The 17,273-nt window shown below is 35.9% G+C and carries 12 protein-coding genes and 1 riboswitch; of the genes, 9 read left to right on the top strand and 3 right to left on the bottom strand.

The features are described 5' to 3' along the window. The first annotated feature begins 3 nt into the window (after window positions 1-3). The 6 genes from RTP52_RS10760 (at window position 4) to RTP52_RS10735 (ending at window position 8,538) form a co-directional block, all read left to right on the top strand. Window positions 4-2,382 carry an LTA synthase family protein gene (locus tag RTP52_RS10760; protein WP_312371213.1) on the top strand — a complete coding sequence of 793 codons (2,379 nt, stop codon included), beginning with the start codon at window positions 4-6 and terminating at the stop codon, window positions 2,380-2,382. A gap of 503 nt (window positions 2,383-2,885) precedes the next feature. Beyond that, entirely contained in the window at window positions 2,886-4,223 is a 1,338-nt protein-coding gene (aspS, locus tag RTP52_RS10755) for an aspartate--tRNA(Asn) ligase (RefSeq protein WP_312371211.1), read from the top strand. A gap of 57 nt (window positions 4,224-4,280) precedes the next feature. Further along, window positions 4,281-4,568: an Asp-tRNA(Asn)/Glu-tRNA(Gln) amidotransferase subunit GatC gene (gene gatC, locus RTP52_RS10750; protein WP_312106829.1), complete on the top strand. Its 288-nt coding sequence runs from the start codon at window positions 4,281-4,283 to the stop codon at window positions 4,566-4,568. A gap of 129 nt (window positions 4,569-4,697) precedes the next feature. Continuing rightward, window positions 4,698-6,233: an Asp-tRNA(Asn)/Glu-tRNA(Gln) amidotransferase subunit GatA gene (gatA, locus tag RTP52_RS10745; protein WP_312371209.1), complete on the top strand. Its 1,536-nt coding sequence runs from the start codon at window positions 4,698-4,700 to the stop codon at window positions 6,231-6,233. 254 nt (window positions 6,234-6,487) lie between these two features. Beyond that, window positions 6,488-7,924: an Asp-tRNA(Asn)/Glu-tRNA(Gln) amidotransferase subunit GatB gene (gatB, locus tag RTP52_RS10740; protein ID WP_312371207.1), complete on the top strand. Its 1,437-nt coding sequence runs from the start codon at window positions 6,488-6,490 to the stop codon at window positions 7,922-7,924. A 230-nt stretch (window positions 7,925-8,154) separates the two neighbouring features. Continuing rightward, window positions 8,155-8,538, top strand: coding sequence for a PilZ domain-containing protein (locus tag RTP52_RS10735; RefSeq protein ID WP_312371205.1), 384 nt, complete (start codon window positions 8,155-8,157; stop codon window positions 8,536-8,538). A gap of 202 nt (window positions 8,539-8,740) precedes the next feature. On the opposite strand, the gene RTP52_RS10730 is transcribed toward RTP52_RS10735, so the two are convergent. Both RTP52_RS10730 and RTP52_RS10725 read right to left on the bottom strand, forming a co-directional pair. Next, a complete protein-coding gene (locus RTP52_RS10730; RefSeq protein WP_312371203.1) occupies window positions 8,741-9,739 on the bottom strand; it encodes a DHH family phosphoesterase in 999 nt (332 codons plus the stop codon). A gap of 196 nt (window positions 9,740-9,935) precedes the next feature. Continuing rightward, window positions 9,936-10,220 carry a DUF4491 family protein gene (locus tag RTP52_RS10725; protein WP_312106395.1) on the bottom strand — a complete coding sequence of 95 codons (285 nt, stop codon included), beginning with the start codon at window positions 10,218-10,220 and terminating at the stop codon, window positions 9,936-9,938. Window positions 10,221-10,427: 207 nt separating this feature from the next. Next, a riboswitch (ZMP/ZTP riboswitch) is annotated at window positions 10,428-10,530 on the top strand. A 97-nt stretch (window positions 10,531-10,627) separates the two neighbouring features. Here RTP52_RS10725 and purH point away from each other — a divergent pair. Next, complete coding sequence (gene purH / locus RTP52_RS10720; protein ID WP_312371200.1) at window positions 10,628-12,184, top strand: bifunctional phosphoribosylaminoimidazolecarboxamide formyltransferase/IMP cyclohydrolase; 1,557 nt, start codon at window positions 10,628-10,630, stop codon at window positions 12,182-12,184. A 236-nt stretch (window positions 12,185-12,420) separates the two neighbouring features. Here purH and RTP52_RS10715 read toward each other — a convergent pair whose 3' ends face one another. Beyond that, window positions 12,421-12,621: a cold-shock protein gene (locus RTP52_RS10715; RefSeq protein ID WP_012198675.1), complete on the bottom strand. Its 201-nt coding sequence runs from the start codon at window positions 12,619-12,621 to the stop codon at window positions 12,421-12,423. A gap of 408 nt (window positions 12,622-13,029) precedes the next feature. Between RTP52_RS10715 and RTP52_RS10710 the strand changes: the two genes are divergently transcribed. Continuing rightward, window positions 13,030-16,008 carry an insulinase family protein gene (locus tag RTP52_RS10710; protein WP_312371198.1) on the top strand — a complete coding sequence of 993 codons (2,979 nt, stop codon included), beginning with the start codon at window positions 13,030-13,032 and terminating at the stop codon, window positions 16,006-16,008. A gap of 211 nt (window positions 16,009-16,219) precedes the next feature. After that, window positions 16,220-17,137, top strand: coding sequence for a GTPase Era (era, locus tag RTP52_RS10705; protein WP_312371195.1), 918 nt, complete (start codon window positions 16,220-16,222; stop codon window positions 17,135-17,137). The last annotated feature ends 136 nt before the right edge of the window (window positions 17,138-17,273 follow it).

Raw genomic sequence — 17,273 nt, 5'->3', positions numbered from 1 at the left:
GATATGGGTAGATTTGTCCATATTTTGAGTGGCAGATTCTTCTTTGATATGAAGGATGAGAGAGAGAAGGATAATTCCGTAATAATGAAGCTTAAAAAAGCTAGTTACTATGTTATGAAAACAGTTCGGGAATATTGTAAATTGAGAGAAACAACTCCGTCCGAAAAAAAATATACCAAGGATGAATGCAGCAAATCAATGAATAGTACTAATCAAACAACAAATCAGGATTCAAGTAATAAAGTTAGTCATACCTCTGATAACAAAGACAATGGAAAGAAGAATCATAACTATTGGAACTTACTGAAAGAGAGCATGAGAGGAGAGCTTAAAAATAAAGGAATCTTCTCAATGCTTTATTTTCCATGCTTATTGGTATATCTAGAGTTATTTTTTCATCTTTTAGTGTTTAAGAAATTAGATACTAATTTTATATATCCGATGTTAATGGGTATTGCTATGGGATTCTTTCTTACAGCAGTTACAAGTGTATGGAAAGAAAAAATTAATCGTATACTCACTATAATTTTAACTATAATCCTCAGTATATGGTTTAGTGTTCAATTGGTATATGATCATATTTTTAAAACGTTTTTATCACTCTATAGCGTCGGAGAAAATGGTGGTGATGTACTAGAATTTTGGAAAGAGGCGTTGAATGGAATTCTTGCAAAATTGCCAGGTATTATTCTTTTATTACTTCCAATTCCAGTACTAATTATACTAATAAAAAAAGTATCCTTCCAAGGGAAAAGACATCCTATGTTTGCGGGAGTTCAAATTCTATCAGGGATTGGATACTATTTGATGTTTTTACTATTACTTTTAATTCCAGGGAAGATGCCACATACTCCATATGATTTATACCATGTCGACTTTAATCAAGACCTTGGAATTGAAAAAATCGGATTAGTAACAGCATCATGTTTTGATATTCGAAATGTCGTATTTGGTGCTCCAGATTTTAAGATGGGGGGAGATGTATATGCATCGTTGGATTTACCAAAGGTAACGGTAACACCGTCTCCTACCAAAGTACCAACATCGAATAAGAGTGCTCAGGCTGGAATCTCGCCGACCCCGTCGCCACTTCCTACCCCTACTCCAATTGATACTTCACCGAATATTCTAAAAAATATAGACTTTACGAAGCTTGCCGAAGAAGAGAAAGATGTTGCAATAAAAAATCTTCATCAGTATTTCTCTACGGTAACACCAACAAATAAAAATGAGTATACAGGTATGTTTGAAGGCTATAATCTGATATTTCTTACTGCGGAAGGATTTTCACCATGGGCAGTAGATCCGGTTGTAACTCCTACTCTTTACAAACTGACACATACCGGGTTTGTATTCGAGAATTTTTATACACCAATTTGGTGGACTAGTACAAGTGATGGAGAGTTTGTTGCTTGCACCGGGTTAATACCAAGTGGGACGAATAGTTTTACGAAGTCAGCTAAGTGTGATATGCCATTAACCTTAGGTTGGCAGTTTAAAGAGCTTGGTTTTAGTACCAGGGCATACCATGATCATAGCTATAAATATTATAGCAGAAATTTATCGCATCCCAATATGGGATATGATTATAAAGGTACGAATGGTGGAGGATTAGAAGTAAAACCTACGTGGCCGGAATCTGACCTCGAGATGATGCAGGTTACCTTACCAGAATATATTAAGGATGAAAAATTTCACACATATTATATGACCGTTAGTGGCCATATGGAATATAACTTTTTAGGGAACTCAATGGCAGTAAAGAACAGAAGTTATGTGGAAAACTTACCTTATTCCGATGACTGTAAGGCTTATATTGCTTGTAATAAAGAGCTTGATTTAGCACTGGAGTATCTGATCGAAAGCTTAGAGGGAGCTGGGGTTTTAGATAAAACAGTGATTGTTATGAGTGCAGACCATTACCCATATGGACTCTCCATGGATGAAATTAATGAACTTGCAGGCCATAAGGTAGAGGAAAATTTTGAGCTATATAAAAATAATTTGGTTTTATGGAATTCACAGATTAAAAAGCCAATTGTTGTGGATAAGCACTGTTCAAGTCTTGATATTATGCCAACGATAAATAACTTATTCGGAATTCCTTATGATTCTAGATTATTTATGGGGCAAGATATACTTTCCGATGCACCAGCACTTGTTATGATGTCAAATCAGAGTTTTATTACAGATCACATTAAGTACAACTCAAAAACAGGAGAGATAGTAAATCTTGATGATGAGGAATTACCAGAAAACTATGTCAAAGCGTATGTAAATAACGTACGAAATAAATTTAATGTGTCCGGTAGTGTAATTAAAAACAACTATTATCATAGCATCTTGAAATACCTTAATTTGCAAACCTATGAGAAAAAATAAATACCCCTTGCAACGCTAGAACATTCGTGATATGATTAGGAATCATTTTATATGATGAAAAGCAATGAAGGAGACTTTAGTACACAGATGTGTTTAGCGACAGGAATGATGCGTCACCGACTGAGAGCGTGTCTTTGACTCTATGTGTATTACGGAACACTCTGGAGCTCGTGAATTGAATCGTTATTGATCGGTAGTAGGTTCATGCGTCGCACGCGTTAAGTGTAAAGAGTGGAGAAGCCAGTGTGTTTCTCAACGTGGGTGGTACCGCGGGAATCCTAGGGCGATGATATGGTTTGTGATTTTTACAGAGACTATGCTTGCCTTATGTACATAGAATTCTCGTCCCGGAATAATTGTATCGTGATTTTTCACGAGGCATTTGTTCCGGGATTTTTTTATTTATAAGAAATTAATCTGTAATTGCTTGTAAATTAACCTTTTTTAGGTAAAAAAAATATCCTGGAACAAGGAAAAAATAATCTAGAAAAGGAGAAAACAGTATGCAATTTGTAACAGGTAAGAAAGAACAAAAAACAGTTTTATTAAGTGAGATTATTTCAGGAAATTATGCTAACAAATCCGTTATAATACGTGGTTTTGTTCACACCGTACGTGATATGAGTGAATTTTCGTTTCTTGTGATTCGAACCTTTGAAGGAATTATACAGTGTGTTACTTCAACGGAAGTTACAAAGGGTGTTATTGATTCATTGAAAGAAGGCATGACGGTAGAAGTACAGGGTGAGGTTCATGAGGAACTAAGAGCACCGAATGGTCATGAAATTATCTTAACAAATTTATTCATAATATCTGAGCCAGCGCAGGATAGTACCATGCCATTACCAATCTCTAAGTGGAAATTAAATACTTCACTGGAGGCAAAGCTTTCCTTAAGACCAATCGCTCTTCGTAACATAAGGGAGAGGGCAATCTTTAAAATTCAAGAAGGAATAGTAAGAGGTTTTCGTGATTTCTTATTCTCGGAGCATTTTACCGAAGTTAGAACACCTAAGATTGTCGCGGGAAATGCAGAAGGAGGAGCGAATGTTTTTAAACTAGAGTACTTTGGTAAAAAAGCATTTTTAGCACAGAGTCCTCAGTTTTATAAACAGACTATGGTTGGCGTTTACGATAGGGTTTTCGAAGCAGCACCAGTATTTCGTGCAGAAAAGCACAATACTACGAGGCACTTAAATGAATATACAAGTTTGGATTTTGAAATGGGATATATTGATTCCTTCGAAGATATTATGAACATGGAAACCGCAATGCTAACCTCTATCTTTGAATTACTTTCTAAGCATTATAAAAAAGAATGCGACATCTTGGAAATTACCTTACCGAAAACTGATAAGATCCCAGCGGTACGTTTTGATGAGGCAAAGAAGTTGGTTTCAGAAAAATATGACCGTAAGATAAAAAATCCGTTTGACCTAGAGCCGGAAGAAGAAGTCTTAATTGGACGTTATTTTAAAGAAGAATATGATTCAGACTTTGTATTTGTTACTCATTATCCTTCGAAGAAACGACCATTTTATGCGATGGATGACCCAAGTGATAAAAAGTTTACTCTAAGTTTTGATTTGCTGTTTAAAGGGATGGAAATAACTACTGGCGGTCAAAGAATCCATAATTATGAAGAACAGGTAGCAAAGATGGAAGACCGTGGTATGAATATATCGGACTTTGAACATTATCTTTTGATTCATAAACATGGAATGCCACCACATGGAGGATTAGGAATCGGGTTAGAACGTTTGACGATGCGTTTACTAGACGAAGCTAATGTAAGAGAAACGACGTTATTCCCGAGGGATGTATCACGATTAGAGCCGTAAATGATATGAGATGTTTCGCATCGAAAAATATATGTTGCAATAAGAAAGGAGAATTACATGGATATCACAGATAAAACCATAGAATATGTTTCAGCATTGGCAAAGCTTAGTTTACAGCCAGAGGAAAAAGAAAAGGCGAAGAAAGATATCGGTAATATTTTAGGGTATATTGATAAAATGAAGGAATTAAATACGGATGGAATAGAATCCATGTCACATGTGCGTTCTATGAAGAATGTATTTCGTGAAGATGTGGTTACGAATGAAGAGAATCGCGAAGAACTTCTTAAGAATGCACCAAAACAAATGGATGGCTGCTTTATGGTTCCAAAAACCGTAGATTAGTGAAGAGAACAGTAAAAGTGAAAGATAAACCTTTCACCTTACAAGTTTGTGTCTGAACTGCAGCCACATACTTGATGGTACGCATTGTCTTGCAAGCAAGACAAAAGTAGCGCAGAAAAGAGGTAAAACATGGAGATTACAAAATTAACTGCCATAGAGCTTTCGAAAAAGATCAAACAAAAAGAACTCTCGGTAGAGGAAGCAGTGATAGCTTCGCTCACTGCGATAAAAAAAAGGGAGCCTTATTATCATAGTTATATTACTGTTAATGAAGAAGATGCCCTAGCACAGGCGAGAAAAATCCAAACTGCAATAGAAGCAGGAAACTTTGCCGATTCCCCTCTTGCAGGAGTACCAATTGCAATCAAGGATAATATTTGTGTAAAAGGTATGCCGACCACTTGTGCCTCTAAGATGTTAGAGGATTTTATACCTCCTTATAATGCTTCTGTAATAGAACGGTTAAAAGATGCGGGAGCTATCATTCTTGGTAAGACAAATATGGATGAATTTGCGATGGGGAGTACAACAGAAACCTCCTATTTTGGAGTCACCAAGAATCCTTGGAATACAGAATGTGTTCCAGGAGGTTCCAGCGGTGGTTCAGCGGCAGCTGTTGCAGCAGAAGAAGCATTTGTTGCTTTGGGTACTGACACTGGAGGTTCTATTAGGCAGCCAAGTGCTTTCTGTGGTGTGACTGGAATAAAGCCAACGTATGGAACGGTATCCAGATATGGATTAGTTTCTTATGCTTCTTCCCTTGATCAGATAGGTCCAATGGCTCGTAGTGTATCCGATTGTGCTACAACACTTCAAATTATATCTGGTGCTGATGATAAAGATTCTACTTGTGTGAAGACAGCTTCTTATGATTATGTAAGTGCATTAAGGTCAGATGTTAGAGGCTTAAGGATAGGAATACCAAGAGGATATTTCACGGAAGGCCTCGATGACGAGGTTAAAAAGAGTGTATTAGATGCAGCAGCTTTTTTTAAGGAACAGGGAGCGATAGTAGAAGAATTTGATTTGGATGCAATAGAATATGCGACACCAGCTTACTATGTCATTGCATCTGCTGAGGCTAGTTCCAACCTTTCCAGATACGATGGTGTAAAATATGGATATCGAACTGCTGATTTTGATGGCTTACAAGAGTTATATAAAAAGACGAGAAGCGAAGGCTTTGGTGAGGAAGTAAAGCGCAGAATGATGATAGGAGCTTTTGTATTAAGCTCTGGACATTATGATGCTTATTATAACAAAGCACTAAAAGTGAGAGCCTTGATAAAGCAAAGCTTTGACCGTGCATTTGAACGATTTGATATTATACTTGGACCAACAACTCCGGTGGCATCACGAAAACTTGGACAGAGTTTATTTAACCCTGTGAAAATGTTCCTTGGTGATATCTACACAGTTTCTGTTAATTTGGCAGGTTTACCAGCAATTAGCTTACCATGTGGGTTAAGTCAGGATGGTATTCCATCTAAAAATTCAGATGTTATTCCATCTAAAAATTCAGATGGTATTCCATCTAAAAATTCAGATGGAATGCCAATTGGATTACAATTAATCGGAAAACCTTTTGGAGAAAAAGACATTATAAGAGCTGCGTATACTTTGGAACAGTCAAAAACATATCTACGCCCAAAGTTAAGTGATTAAATGGTGTGAATGTGCCAGTGAGGAAATAGGGTTGAGAAATAGAAGACATTTTTCAACATCTTAATTTGTATGCGTGCTATAGCGCGCGGATAGGAGTTAGTGTGAAAACAGAAAGCGATTTTCACACTTCTTATTAAAGCAGTATTCAATCTGCAAGCAGATTGAATATGCATGGGTGTTAGTTTGAAAATCAAGATTTTTCGAATTTGTGGTATTGCTCAAATTCGCAGGATTGAAACTGAACGGAGGATAGTATGAAAGCATATGAAACCGTCATCGGGCTCGAAGTTCATGTTGAGCTCGCAACGAAATCTAAAATATTTTGTGGTTGTACCACACAGTTTGGTGGAGAAGTTAATACACATTGTTGTCCCGTATGCATGGGGATGCCAGGAGCTTTACCAGTGTTAAATAAAAAGGTTGTAGAGTTTGCAATCGCAGCAGGCCTTGCTATGAATTGTGAGATAACAAAAAACTGTAGGTTTGATCGTAAGAATTATTTTTATCCGGATTTACCAAAGGCTTACCAGGTATCTCAGCTTTATCTGCCAATCTGTAGAGATGGTAGCATTGAAATAGAAGTGGATGGTGTAAAGAAAAGCATTGGAATTCATGAAATTCATATGGAAGAAGATGCTGGAAAGCTTGTACACGACCCTTGGGAGGACTGCACCTTAGTTGATTATAACCGTGGTGGAGTACCACTCATTGAAATTGTTAGTGAACCTGATATGCGCAGTGCAGAAGAAGTCATTGCTTATCTCGAAAAATTAAAGTTAATTCTACAGTATCTAGGTGTATCCGATTGTAAGATGCAAGAGGGGTCCCTTCGTGCAGATATTAACTTATCGATAAGGGAAGTCGGCGAAACAAAATTTGGTACTCGAACCGAGATGAAGAATATGAACTCTTTCAAGGCGATTGCTCGTGCAATTGAGGGAGAAAGAAAGCGACAAATAGAAGTTCTTGAAGATGGAAAGAAAGTGATACAGGAAACAAGACGCTGGGATGATAACAAAGATACAAGTTTTGCGATGAGAAGCAAAGAGGACGCCCAGGACTATCGTTATTTTCCAGACCCTGATTTAGCTCCGATGGAAATCAGTGAGGAATGGCTTAATGAGATTAAGAGTAGAGAGCCAGAGCTTAGAGATGCAAAGATGCTTCGCTATGTTAAGGATTATGAGATACCGGAATATGATGCTGGGATTATAACAGGTTCCAAAAATCTTGCAGATATTTTCGAAGCTACGGTTTCTTTATGCAATAAACCAAAGGAAGTAAGTAATTGGTTAATGGTTGAAACGATGCGTTTGTTAAAGGAATCGGAACAAGAAGCAGAAGAGCTAAAACTTTCTCCAACTAATTTCGCAAGTCTAATTGAATTAATTGATGCAGGAAAAATAAATCGTACCATTGCGAAGGAAGTTTTTGAGCAAATCTTTAAGTCGGACGTTGATCCCAAAACTTATATCGAGGAACATGGGCTTTCTATGGTAAGTGACGATGGAGTACTTCGAAGTACAATAGAAAATATCTTAAAAGAGAATGAGCAGTCTGTATCGGACTACAAGAATGGAAAAGAAAAAGCTTTTATTTTCTTAGTTGGGCAAACAATGAAGGCAATGAAAGGAAAAGCAAATCCAAGTGTTATCAATGAAATCTTACGTGAACTTTTATCCAAAGTTTAAGTGATATTTGTTGTAAAGCTTATGTAGTATTGTTTGCAAAGCGAAAGTAATATCGGTTGCAAAGCTTAGTATTATTCGGTATAATAGAAATGGTAAATTAAGGATCGTGATTTAGAGATTAAAGTGAATATAAATCATTTACCCAGTAAGTTTGTGTGTGCGCAGCAACCGCAAACCTAATGATACGCATTGTAAGCAAGACAATAAGCAGCGCAGAAATGAGAGGATTTATGCTGGAAAAAAGGAGAGAAAAAAGGACAGATATAACGCTTTTTTTGAAGATTTCTACTTTATTTAAACAAGATAATGTATTAGTTCAGAACATTGATGCTCCAATAACGGTTATAAATATTTCTCGTGGCGGGATTGGATTTTATTCTAAGAGTAATTTACCTATCGGATTTTATTTTAATGCATGTATACAACTGGGAGATGAAGATGCAAAGCTCTATTGTGTTGTAAAGATTATTCGAGCAGAAGAGGTTAAGGATACCACTCCTGACAAAGAAGAGGGAGTTGATTATAGGATTTATCGATATGGCTGTGAATTCGTTGGAATGGCACCTGTATTGTCCTATATCTTTGATAATTTTGAGAAGTCAATGGAAGATTGATTTGAATAATCTACTTGATACATGCTTGGAATGTATAATAGCATAGAATTTCCTAAAAAGTGCGGAAGCACTTGAAAGGAAAATTCTATGCTATTTTTGTTAACACATAGTTTAATTTGTGATACCTACTATTCATGGAAAGGTAAAGTTCGAAAAACGTGCATTTTCTTGTTGTTACATTGCCCTGCATTCTTTATTTAATTTATTTTGGTGTGTGTATCAACATAAGAAGGGGTACATGATTTATATAGGAAATAGCTCTTGATATTATCAGCTCTACAAGTTTCGTGGCATCTTCCTCAGTAGAGATGTTAGGGACAAATCCAGCTGCCATATTAGAATGTCCACCACCGTCACCATATCCAGCAAGTATAGTTTTAATAAAATCACTTGCATCTAAGAATGGTAAAGCACTACGAGCGGAAAACTTAATTCCACCACCGCGGTAGGAATATACCAAAGAAAACTCTATTTCTAAAATTGTTAGTAAAAAATCACTTACAGTTGCAATCATAGCTTCGGAGCAATCGTTACCGATGTTTGCAATGGCAAGTGGGCCGTATGTTTTTAAACTATCAATTGCTTTTTTATAACTAACTAAATCGGACAATTGAATACTGCTTTTCTCTAACGACCGTAATTTTTTATTATTAGAGCAGTGGTATAAATGGCTAAAAACAGTGATATCCAAGAGATTAACTCCTCTTGTCATATTAGCGGTATCGATTTTTAAGCCATAAAGAAGTGCTGTAGCTAAGTCTGATGTGATCGGTATATTATTTTCTAAGAAATAGCTCGTAATAATGGAAGAGCATGCCCCAACATCACTTCTTATGTCATAAAAACGATAACAAGCAGTTTTTTGAATTTGATGATGATCGATACAGGCGATGACTTGACCATTGGTATCTGCCATATTAATATTACCATTCTGACCATCTACGATGATGATTTCATCTTCTGGTGCCAAGGAAACATCTTGCAAGGGATATATTTCGATGGAGAGAAGTTCTAGCATTTTTAATGTATTGACTTTATCGATAATCCCATGATAGATGATAGTAGCATATTTTCCTCTTGCCTGAAACAATACTTGCAATCCCAGTGCAGAAGCCAATGCATCCTGATCGGGATAATTATGCATTAAGATGTAAACATGAGGATGTTCAATGCAATTGATCAATTCATCTAACTTAGTCATGCAAATATTCCTTTCTTTGGAAAGAATAATTTTATTATATCATATTTTGAATACCTGTACATTATCTATCTATTTTGTAATATTTTAACCACATCAGTAGTGGAAATGAGGTTATGAGCAAGTAGCGTAAGCGGATTGCGAATATCCGCTTTGATAATTCAGTCTTGTTTATAGTTATATGTAATTAAGTGATTTCTTATTTTCTTTTTGGATTTTTAGGGAACCAACCCTTTTCTACCCGTTTTTCTTGATGAACTAATTCTCCAATGCTCCAAAGGTTTGTAATTCCAAGTACAGCCAAGCCAGCACTTACAATAACCTGTGTTGCGTATACTGATAGAATCAGCATCATAATACCAAAAATAGCAAAGACTGGCCAAATATTTTTGGTGAAATAGTATTCTGCCTTTATAACAATGGGATGATATAATGCGATTGCTATAAAAGAGATGAAACCGATTATAATGCCTGTATAAGCCATGAGACCTCCTTAAGAAATATATGATTGGTGTTTTTAGTATTACTCTTATGTACGCTATAAGATTTTTATCACAACTTCATTGAAATTTGATTTATATAAGATAAAAGTAGCTATTTTTATAATACCTTATACAAAAAAGGCCATAATAAATGCTTCGAAAGAAAGTAACAAACTATTGCGCTTAGTAAAAAAGTATAGTAATATGAAGTTGCAATGTACGACTGGCGGAAACTGTAGGCGACTACAGGTGGGGATAACCCACAGGGAGTACATTATATAACTTTAAGAGCCGACCGCCTGGGCCACCACCTTCGATGATATCCGTGACGAATATCCGTTGGCAGTAGCTCAGGTGGTTTTTTTATGCATAAAAATAACTCTGCAATGGTAAGAGAAAGGATGAATGGATGATGAGAGCATTAATCAGTGTATCGGACAAAACAGGAATTGTAGAATTTGCAAAGGAATTAGTTTCTCTTGGTATTGAGATTATCTCTACAGGAGGTACTTATAGCAAACTTAAGGAGGCTGAGGTTCCTGCAATTGAGATTTCAGAATTAACTGGATTTCCAGAGTGTCTTGACGGAAGAGTGAAGACTTTACATCCAATCGTACATGCTGGGTTGCTTGCAATGAGAAGTAATGAGAGCCATATGAAGCAGTTAAAGGACTTGAATATTGAAACGATTGATATGGTAATTGTAAATCTTTATCCATTCAAAGCTACGATCCTAAAAGATGGAGTTACGAGAGCAGAAGCAGTTGAAAATATTGATATTGGCGGCCCAACGATGCTTCGTTCTGCTGCTAAGAATTATCATGATGTAGCTGTTGTGGTTGATCCTGCAGACTATAGTCTAGTACTTAAGGAATTAAAAGAAGAAAATTTAGTATCACTAGATACAAAGTTTTATTTAATGCAGAAAGTATTTATGCATACTTCTAGTTATGATACTATGATTGCGGACTATTTAAGAAGACAAAGAAATGATCATGAATTACCAGAAACCTTAACCATGACCTTTGAGAAGGTTCAAGATATGAGATATGGTGAGAATCCTCATCAAAAAGCAGCTTTTTATCGTGAAATTGGCAAGAAACAAGGCTCCATTACTGATGCCCTTCAGTTAAATGGAAAAGAATTATCCTTTAATAACATCAATGATACCAATGGGGCACTTGAGCTATTAAAAGAATTTACAGAACCAACTGTAGTCGCTTGTAAACATGGAAATCCATGTGGTGTAGGAAGCGATACCGATATTGAAAAAGCTTGGGATAAGGCATTTGCAGCAGATAAAGTATCTATCTATGGTGGAATTGTAGTAGCAAACCGTGAGATTACCTTGGCAATGGCGGAAAAGATGAAGAGTGTATTCCTTGAAGTAGTAGTTGCACCAAGTTATGAAACGGAAGCTTTGGAGATTTTTAAGACCAAGAAGAACATTCGAATCTTAGAATTAAAGGGTATTGAGATTCCTCAGGAGGAAAGCGCTTATGACCTTAAGAAGGTAAATGGTGGTTTGATTGTTCAGACAATTGACAGTAAGTTGTTAATTGAGGAAGAGGTAAAGGTTGTTACTGATCGTACTCCTTCCGATAAGGAAATGGAGGATCTTTTATTTGCATGGAAAGTAGTAAAGTTTGTAAAATCTAATGGTATCGCACTAGCAAAAGATAAACAAAGTATTGGGATTGGCCCTGGGCAAGTAAGTCGTATTTGGTCAACGAAGCAAAGTATTGATCATGCAGAAGAATTAATTGGTCAGTATGCAACGAAAGGTGCTGTTCTTGCTTCTGACGCCTTTTTCCCATTCGATGATTGTGTAGAAGAGGCTCACAAAGCAGGTATTACTGCAATTATACAGCCGGGTGGATCAATTCGTGATGAGGACTCTATTAAGAAATGCAATGAGTACGGTATCGCAATGGTATTCACAGGGATGAGACACTTTAAGCATTAATAATATATAGAGGGTCATCCAACGCTGATTTCATGTGTGTGAAACACATATGAATTGATAATCTGCTGTAGGCTTCTATATAAATGGTGCTATTTTGTTTAGTACCATTTATGTATAACACTAAAAAGTGGGGAAATCAAAACGATTTGTTTTGATTTACCCACTTTTTGCATCCATTTTCGTTTGTTACAACCCTATAAATCGAACTTTATATTTAAAGTATGATTTCAGTCTGATTATAACTTTGTTACGTTAGCTGCCTGAGGTCCTTTTTCGCCTTCTACAACTTCAAATGCAACAGCTTCGCCTTCTTCAAGAACTTTGAAGCCATCCATGTTAAGAGCTGAGAAATGAACGAATACATCGTTTCCTTCTTCGTCAGAAAGGAAACCAAAACCTTTTTTTGCATTAAACCACTTAACTGTACCTTTTTTCATAAAAGTGCCTCCTGAAAACTGATAAAAAATATGTAGTGCCTACAATTATCGATTGGATAATCTATAGAATAATTTAACATATTTATAATAAATTGTCAATTTATCTTTATCAAATAGGTAGAAAATTTTGCTTTTTTTAGAAAATATTTGTCGTCAATTTTAAAAAAGGACATACTACAATATTGTTTTTTATATGACAATGCATGGGAATTATGATATAATTGAAAAATACACTAGTGATACATAGTTGTAATAGTCAAATGCATAGAAAATTAAAATGTCAAATTGTGAAGAAATAGTTTGATATCGTATAAATATGAATTGTCAGTGTTACACTAATTTACAGTATGGTTACCATTGGAAGGAAACGAAGATACTTCTGATATCATAAGGAAAGTAGGGAAAAGAATGTCAAGATGCGTTAAACAAAGCAAAGAACTCCTTCATTTGCCAGCGTATCAATTAGAATACGAAGAGGAGTTAAATGATAGCAAAAGTTTAGGACTTGTATTTCGTCATAAAAAATCAGGTGCTAGAATTTGTGTGGTATCAAATGAGGATGAGAATAAAGTATTTACGATTGGTTTTCGAACTCCACCAAAAAACAGTACGGGTGTAGCTCATATTATTGAGCATACGGTACTGTGTGGATCGAAAGAGTTTCCAGCAAAAGACCCATTTATTGAACTTGCGAAAGGTTCTTTAAATACCTTTTTAAATGCTATGACTTACTCAGACAAAACAATATATCCTGTAGCAAGTTGTAATGAAAAAGATTTTCAGAATCTGATCCATGTCTATATGGATGCAGTATTCCATCCTAACATTTATTACCGTAGAGAAATTTTTGAACAAGAGGGATGGCATTACGAATTAGAGGATTTGAATTCAGAATTAAAATATAACGGAATCGTTTATAGTGAGATGAAGGGAGCGTTCTCCTCACCAGAGCAGCAGTTATTTCGAGCAATTCAAGCTAGCTTGTTTCCTGATACTCCATATGGAGTAGAGTCAGGTGGTGACCCTGATTATGTACCAGACTTAAGTTACGAGGAATTTTTAGAGTTCCATAAAAAGTTTTATCATCCTTCAAACAGCTATATTTACCTATATGGAGATATGGATGTAGAAGAAAAGCTAAACTGGCTTGATGAAGCATATTTAAGTAATTATGATATCCTAAAAGTAGATTCTGAAATCCCAATGCAAAAAGCATTTGATGGTCCGAAGAAGATTGTGTCATTATACCCACTAAGCGATAGCGAGAATGAAGTAGATAATACCTACTTAAGTTATAATGCAGTGATTGGTTCATCGATTGATACTACACAGTGTATGGCATTTCAGATTCTTGAGGCAGCACTACTTTCTGCCCCTGGAGCACCATTAAAGCAAGCTTTAATTGATGCTGGAATTGGAAAAGATATCTTAAGTAGCTATGAAAATGAAATCCTTCAACCAACCTTTACGATTATCGCTAAAAATGCGAATGAGGAGCAGTTAGAGAAGTTCCTTTCTGTCATTACTTCAACCTTAGAAGCTATAGTAAAGGATGGGTTAAATGAAAAATCACTCTTAGCTGCAATCAATAACTTAGAATTCCGTTATCGTGAAGCAGACTTTGGACAATTTCCAAAAGGATTACTCTTTGGTATTCAGATGTTTGGAAGTTGGCTTTATGATGATACGAAAGCATTTGATTATATGCATGGTAATCGTGTTTTTCAGTTTTTAAAGAGCAAAATTAATACAGGATATTATGAAGATCTGATTCGTAACTATTTAATAAATAATACACATGTAACCCACATGGTATTAAAACCGAAAAAAGGATTGACTGGGGAAAGAGAAGCGAAATTAAAAGAAAAGCTTGAGCAATATAAAAATTCTTTATCTTTAGAAGAGAAGGAAGCAATTGTAGCTTCAACAAAACACTTAAAAGAGTACCAGGAAGCACCATCAACAAAAGAGGAGCTTGAAAAAATTCCACTTCTTACGATTGATGATATTAAAAAAGACGCACATCCACTTCATAATAAGGAATGCTCTATCGAAAACTTACCGGTTCTTCACCATGAAGTTTTTACTAATGGAATTGCATATATCAAATGTATGTTTGACTTAAGCAAGGTACCAGAAGAACTTGTTCCTTATTTAAATTTATTGGCAACCGTTCTTGGCTATATCGATACAGAGAACTATAGTTTTTTAGAGCTATCGAATGAGATTAACATCCATACGGGTGGTATGAGTGCGGAACTGATTACTTTTAATAAGAAGATGGATCCAGATACGTATACTCCGGTATTTTCGATGAGTGGAAAGGTGCTATATTCAAAAATCGATAAGTTATTTGAGTTAATTAGGGAAATTGTTCACCATTCTAAGCTAGGAGATACCAAGCGCCTTTTTGAAATTATTCGAGAGGTTAAATCAAGAATTCAAATGAGAATGAACTCTGCAGGTCATTCGGTTGCAGTTGATCGTGCATTTTCTTATATTACACAAAGTGGATATTATACGGAGGAAACAAAAGGTATTCGATACTTTAGATTCCTATCAACATTAGAACAAGAATTTGAATCAAGAAAAGAGGAAATTGTTACTTCCTTAAGAAAGCTAAGCGAAATCATCTTTACAAAGGATGGTATGGTAATCAGCATAACGGCTGAACAGGATGGCTTCACACAGTTAACAAAGGCATTACCAGGATTTACCGACTCCTTATCAGGTACGTTAGATACTAGCAAAGGGAAAACCATCAAGGAAACACTAAAAGCTGCAAACTTTAATTTCCCTGTAGAGAAATTAAATGAAGGTTTTATGTATTCTGGCCAGGTTCAATATGTTGCTCGCTGTGCGAATTTTGTAAATGCAGGGTTTAAACCGAATGGAGCATTAAAAGTATTAAGAACAATTATGTCTTATGACTATTTATGGAATAATGTTCGTGTAAAGGGTGGGGCCTATGGTTGTATGTGCCAGTTTGCTGGACTGGATGGTTCTGCCTATATGGTGTCTTACCGTGATCCAAACCTTACTGAAACAGATGAAACTTATCGTAAGGCATATGAATATACTGAAAATTTCACTACAGATGAGAGAGATATGACAAAATATATCATAGGAACGATGAGCTCTGTAGATACACCACTTACCCCAATGATGAAGGGAAGCCGTTCTTTAGGTGCCTATATGAGTGGTACTACAATGGAGGATATTAATCGTGACCGTGTTGAAATCTTAAGTACAACACAAGATGAAATCCGTATGATGGCACCGATTGTTAGGGAAATATACAAGGCAGATAACCTCTGTGTGATTGGCAATGAAGAAAAGATTAAGAAGAATGAACAGATGTTTCATGAAATTAAAGCATTATTTTAACCTCATCAAGGAAGTTCCGCTTCTTTAAGCGGGGGTAAGGACTTGCCATTTTGCAGGAGTTAGGACTCCTGCAAAATGCCACATAGTGGCAATGAGGTAGAGCTGGTAGCGTAAGCGGATTGCGAATATCCGCATCTCATTTAAAATTAAAAGATAGGTACCGTGGCAGTAAATTGTCACTGTAACCTTAAAATAGGAACAGGAGCGAAAGATGAATTACCAAGAAAAGAAATACAAATCAGGTTTTGTCACCCTTATTGGAAGACCAAATGTAGGGAAATCAACGTTAATGAATCAACTCATTGGTCAGAAAATTGCGATAACCTCAAATAAGCCACAAACAACAAGAAATAGAATACAGACGGTATATACAGAGGAGCAGGGGCAAATTATCTTCTTAGATACTCCGGGAATTCATCAGGCAAAGAATAAGCTCGGCGAATTCATGGTTAACATTGCCGAACGTACAATCAAAGAGGTCGATGTGATTCTATGGCTAGTAGAACCATCTACTTTCATTGGAGCAGGTGAACAGCATATTATTGAGAAGTTAAATAAAAGTAAAACTCCGGTTATCTTGGTTATCAACAAGATAGATATGGTTAAGAAAGGAGAGATTCTTACCTTTATAGAAGCCTATAAGGATAAGTGTAATTTTGCTGAAATTGTACCGGTTTCCGCACTAAAGGGAGAAAATAAACAACAATTAATAGATGTAATATTTAAGTATCTTCCTAATGGACCAATGTATTTTGATGAAGATACGGTAACGGATCAACCAGAACGTCAGATTGTTGCTGAATTAATACGTGAGAAGGCATTACGTTTGTTAAGTGATGAGATTCCACATGGAATTGCTGTGACGATTGAACGTATGAAGGAACGTCCTGATGGTAAGGTTATAGATATAGACGCTACGATTATCTGTGAACGTGATTCTCATAAGGGAATTATCATTGGAAAACAGGGTGCTATGTTAAAAAATATCGGAATGAAAGCAAGAGTAGAGATTGAAAATTTGTTAGATACCAAAGTATTTCTTCAGCTTTGGGTGAAAGTTAAGAAGGAATGGAGAGACAGTGACTTCTTAATTAAAAATTACGGATACCGAGAGGATTCTGAATATTAGTATACTTGTTTTTAGCGCCGGAATACGGCATGCTAAAAATTATATGACTGCATCTTATCTTGTCAAGGGTAAAAATTAAAAGATGACCTAGTCTATTTTTATCAGTTTAAAATCGCTTGCTTCGGAGATGATATAT

This window comes from Lachnoclostridium sp., from assembly GCF_031997925.1.
GTDB lineage: Bacteria > Bacillota > Clostridia > Lachnospirales > Lachnospiraceae > Lachnoclostridium.
Note: the sequence above shows the minus strand (reverse complement) of the source record. Positions and strands in the feature narration are given on the sequence as shown.

What these genes read in the sequence shown, in the direction of transcription:
- RTP52_RS10760 (WP_312371213.1), top strand. Translation starts at nt 4, where the DNA reads ATGGGTAGATTTGTCCATATTTTGAGTGGCAGATTCTTCTTTGATATG.
- aspS (WP_312371211.1), top strand. Translation starts at nt 2,886, where the DNA reads ATGCAATTTGTAACAGGTAAGAAAGAACAAAAAACAGTTTTATTAAGT.
- gatC (WP_312106829.1), top strand. Translation starts at nt 4,281, where the DNA reads ATGGATATCACAGATAAAACCATAGAATATGTTTCAGCATTGGCAAAG.
- gatA (WP_312371209.1), top strand. Translation starts at nt 4,698, where the DNA reads ATGGAGATTACAAAATTAACTGCCATAGAGCTTTCGAAAAAGATCAAA.
- gatB (WP_312371207.1), top strand. Translation starts at nt 6,488, where the DNA reads ATGAAAGCATATGAAACCGTCATCGGGCTCGAAGTTCATGTTGAGCTC.
- RTP52_RS10735 (WP_312371205.1), top strand. Translation starts at nt 8,155, where the DNA reads ATGCTGGAAAAAAGGAGAGAAAAAAGGACAGATATAACGCTTTTTTTG.
- RTP52_RS10730 (WP_312371203.1), bottom strand. Translation starts at nt 9,739, where the DNA reads ATGACTAAGTTAGATGAATTGATCAATTGCATTGAACATCCTCATGTT.
- RTP52_RS10725 (WP_312106395.1), bottom strand. Translation starts at nt 10,220, where the DNA reads ATGGCTTATACAGGCATTATAATCGGTTTCATCTCTTTTATAGCAATC.
- purH (WP_312371200.1), top strand. Translation starts at nt 10,628, where the DNA reads ATGATGAGAGCATTAATCAGTGTATCGGACAAAACAGGAATTGTAGAA.
- RTP52_RS10715 (WP_012198675.1), bottom strand. Translation starts at nt 12,621, where the DNA reads ATGAAAAAAGGTACAGTTAAGTGGTTTAATGCAAAAAAAGGTTTTGGT.
- RTP52_RS10710 (WP_312371198.1), top strand. Translation starts at nt 13,030, where the DNA reads ATGTCAAGATGCGTTAAACAAAGCAAAGAACTCCTTCATTTGCCAGCG.
- era (WP_312371195.1), top strand. Translation starts at nt 16,220, where the DNA reads ATGAATTACCAAGAAAAGAAATACAAATCAGGTTTTGTCACCCTTATT.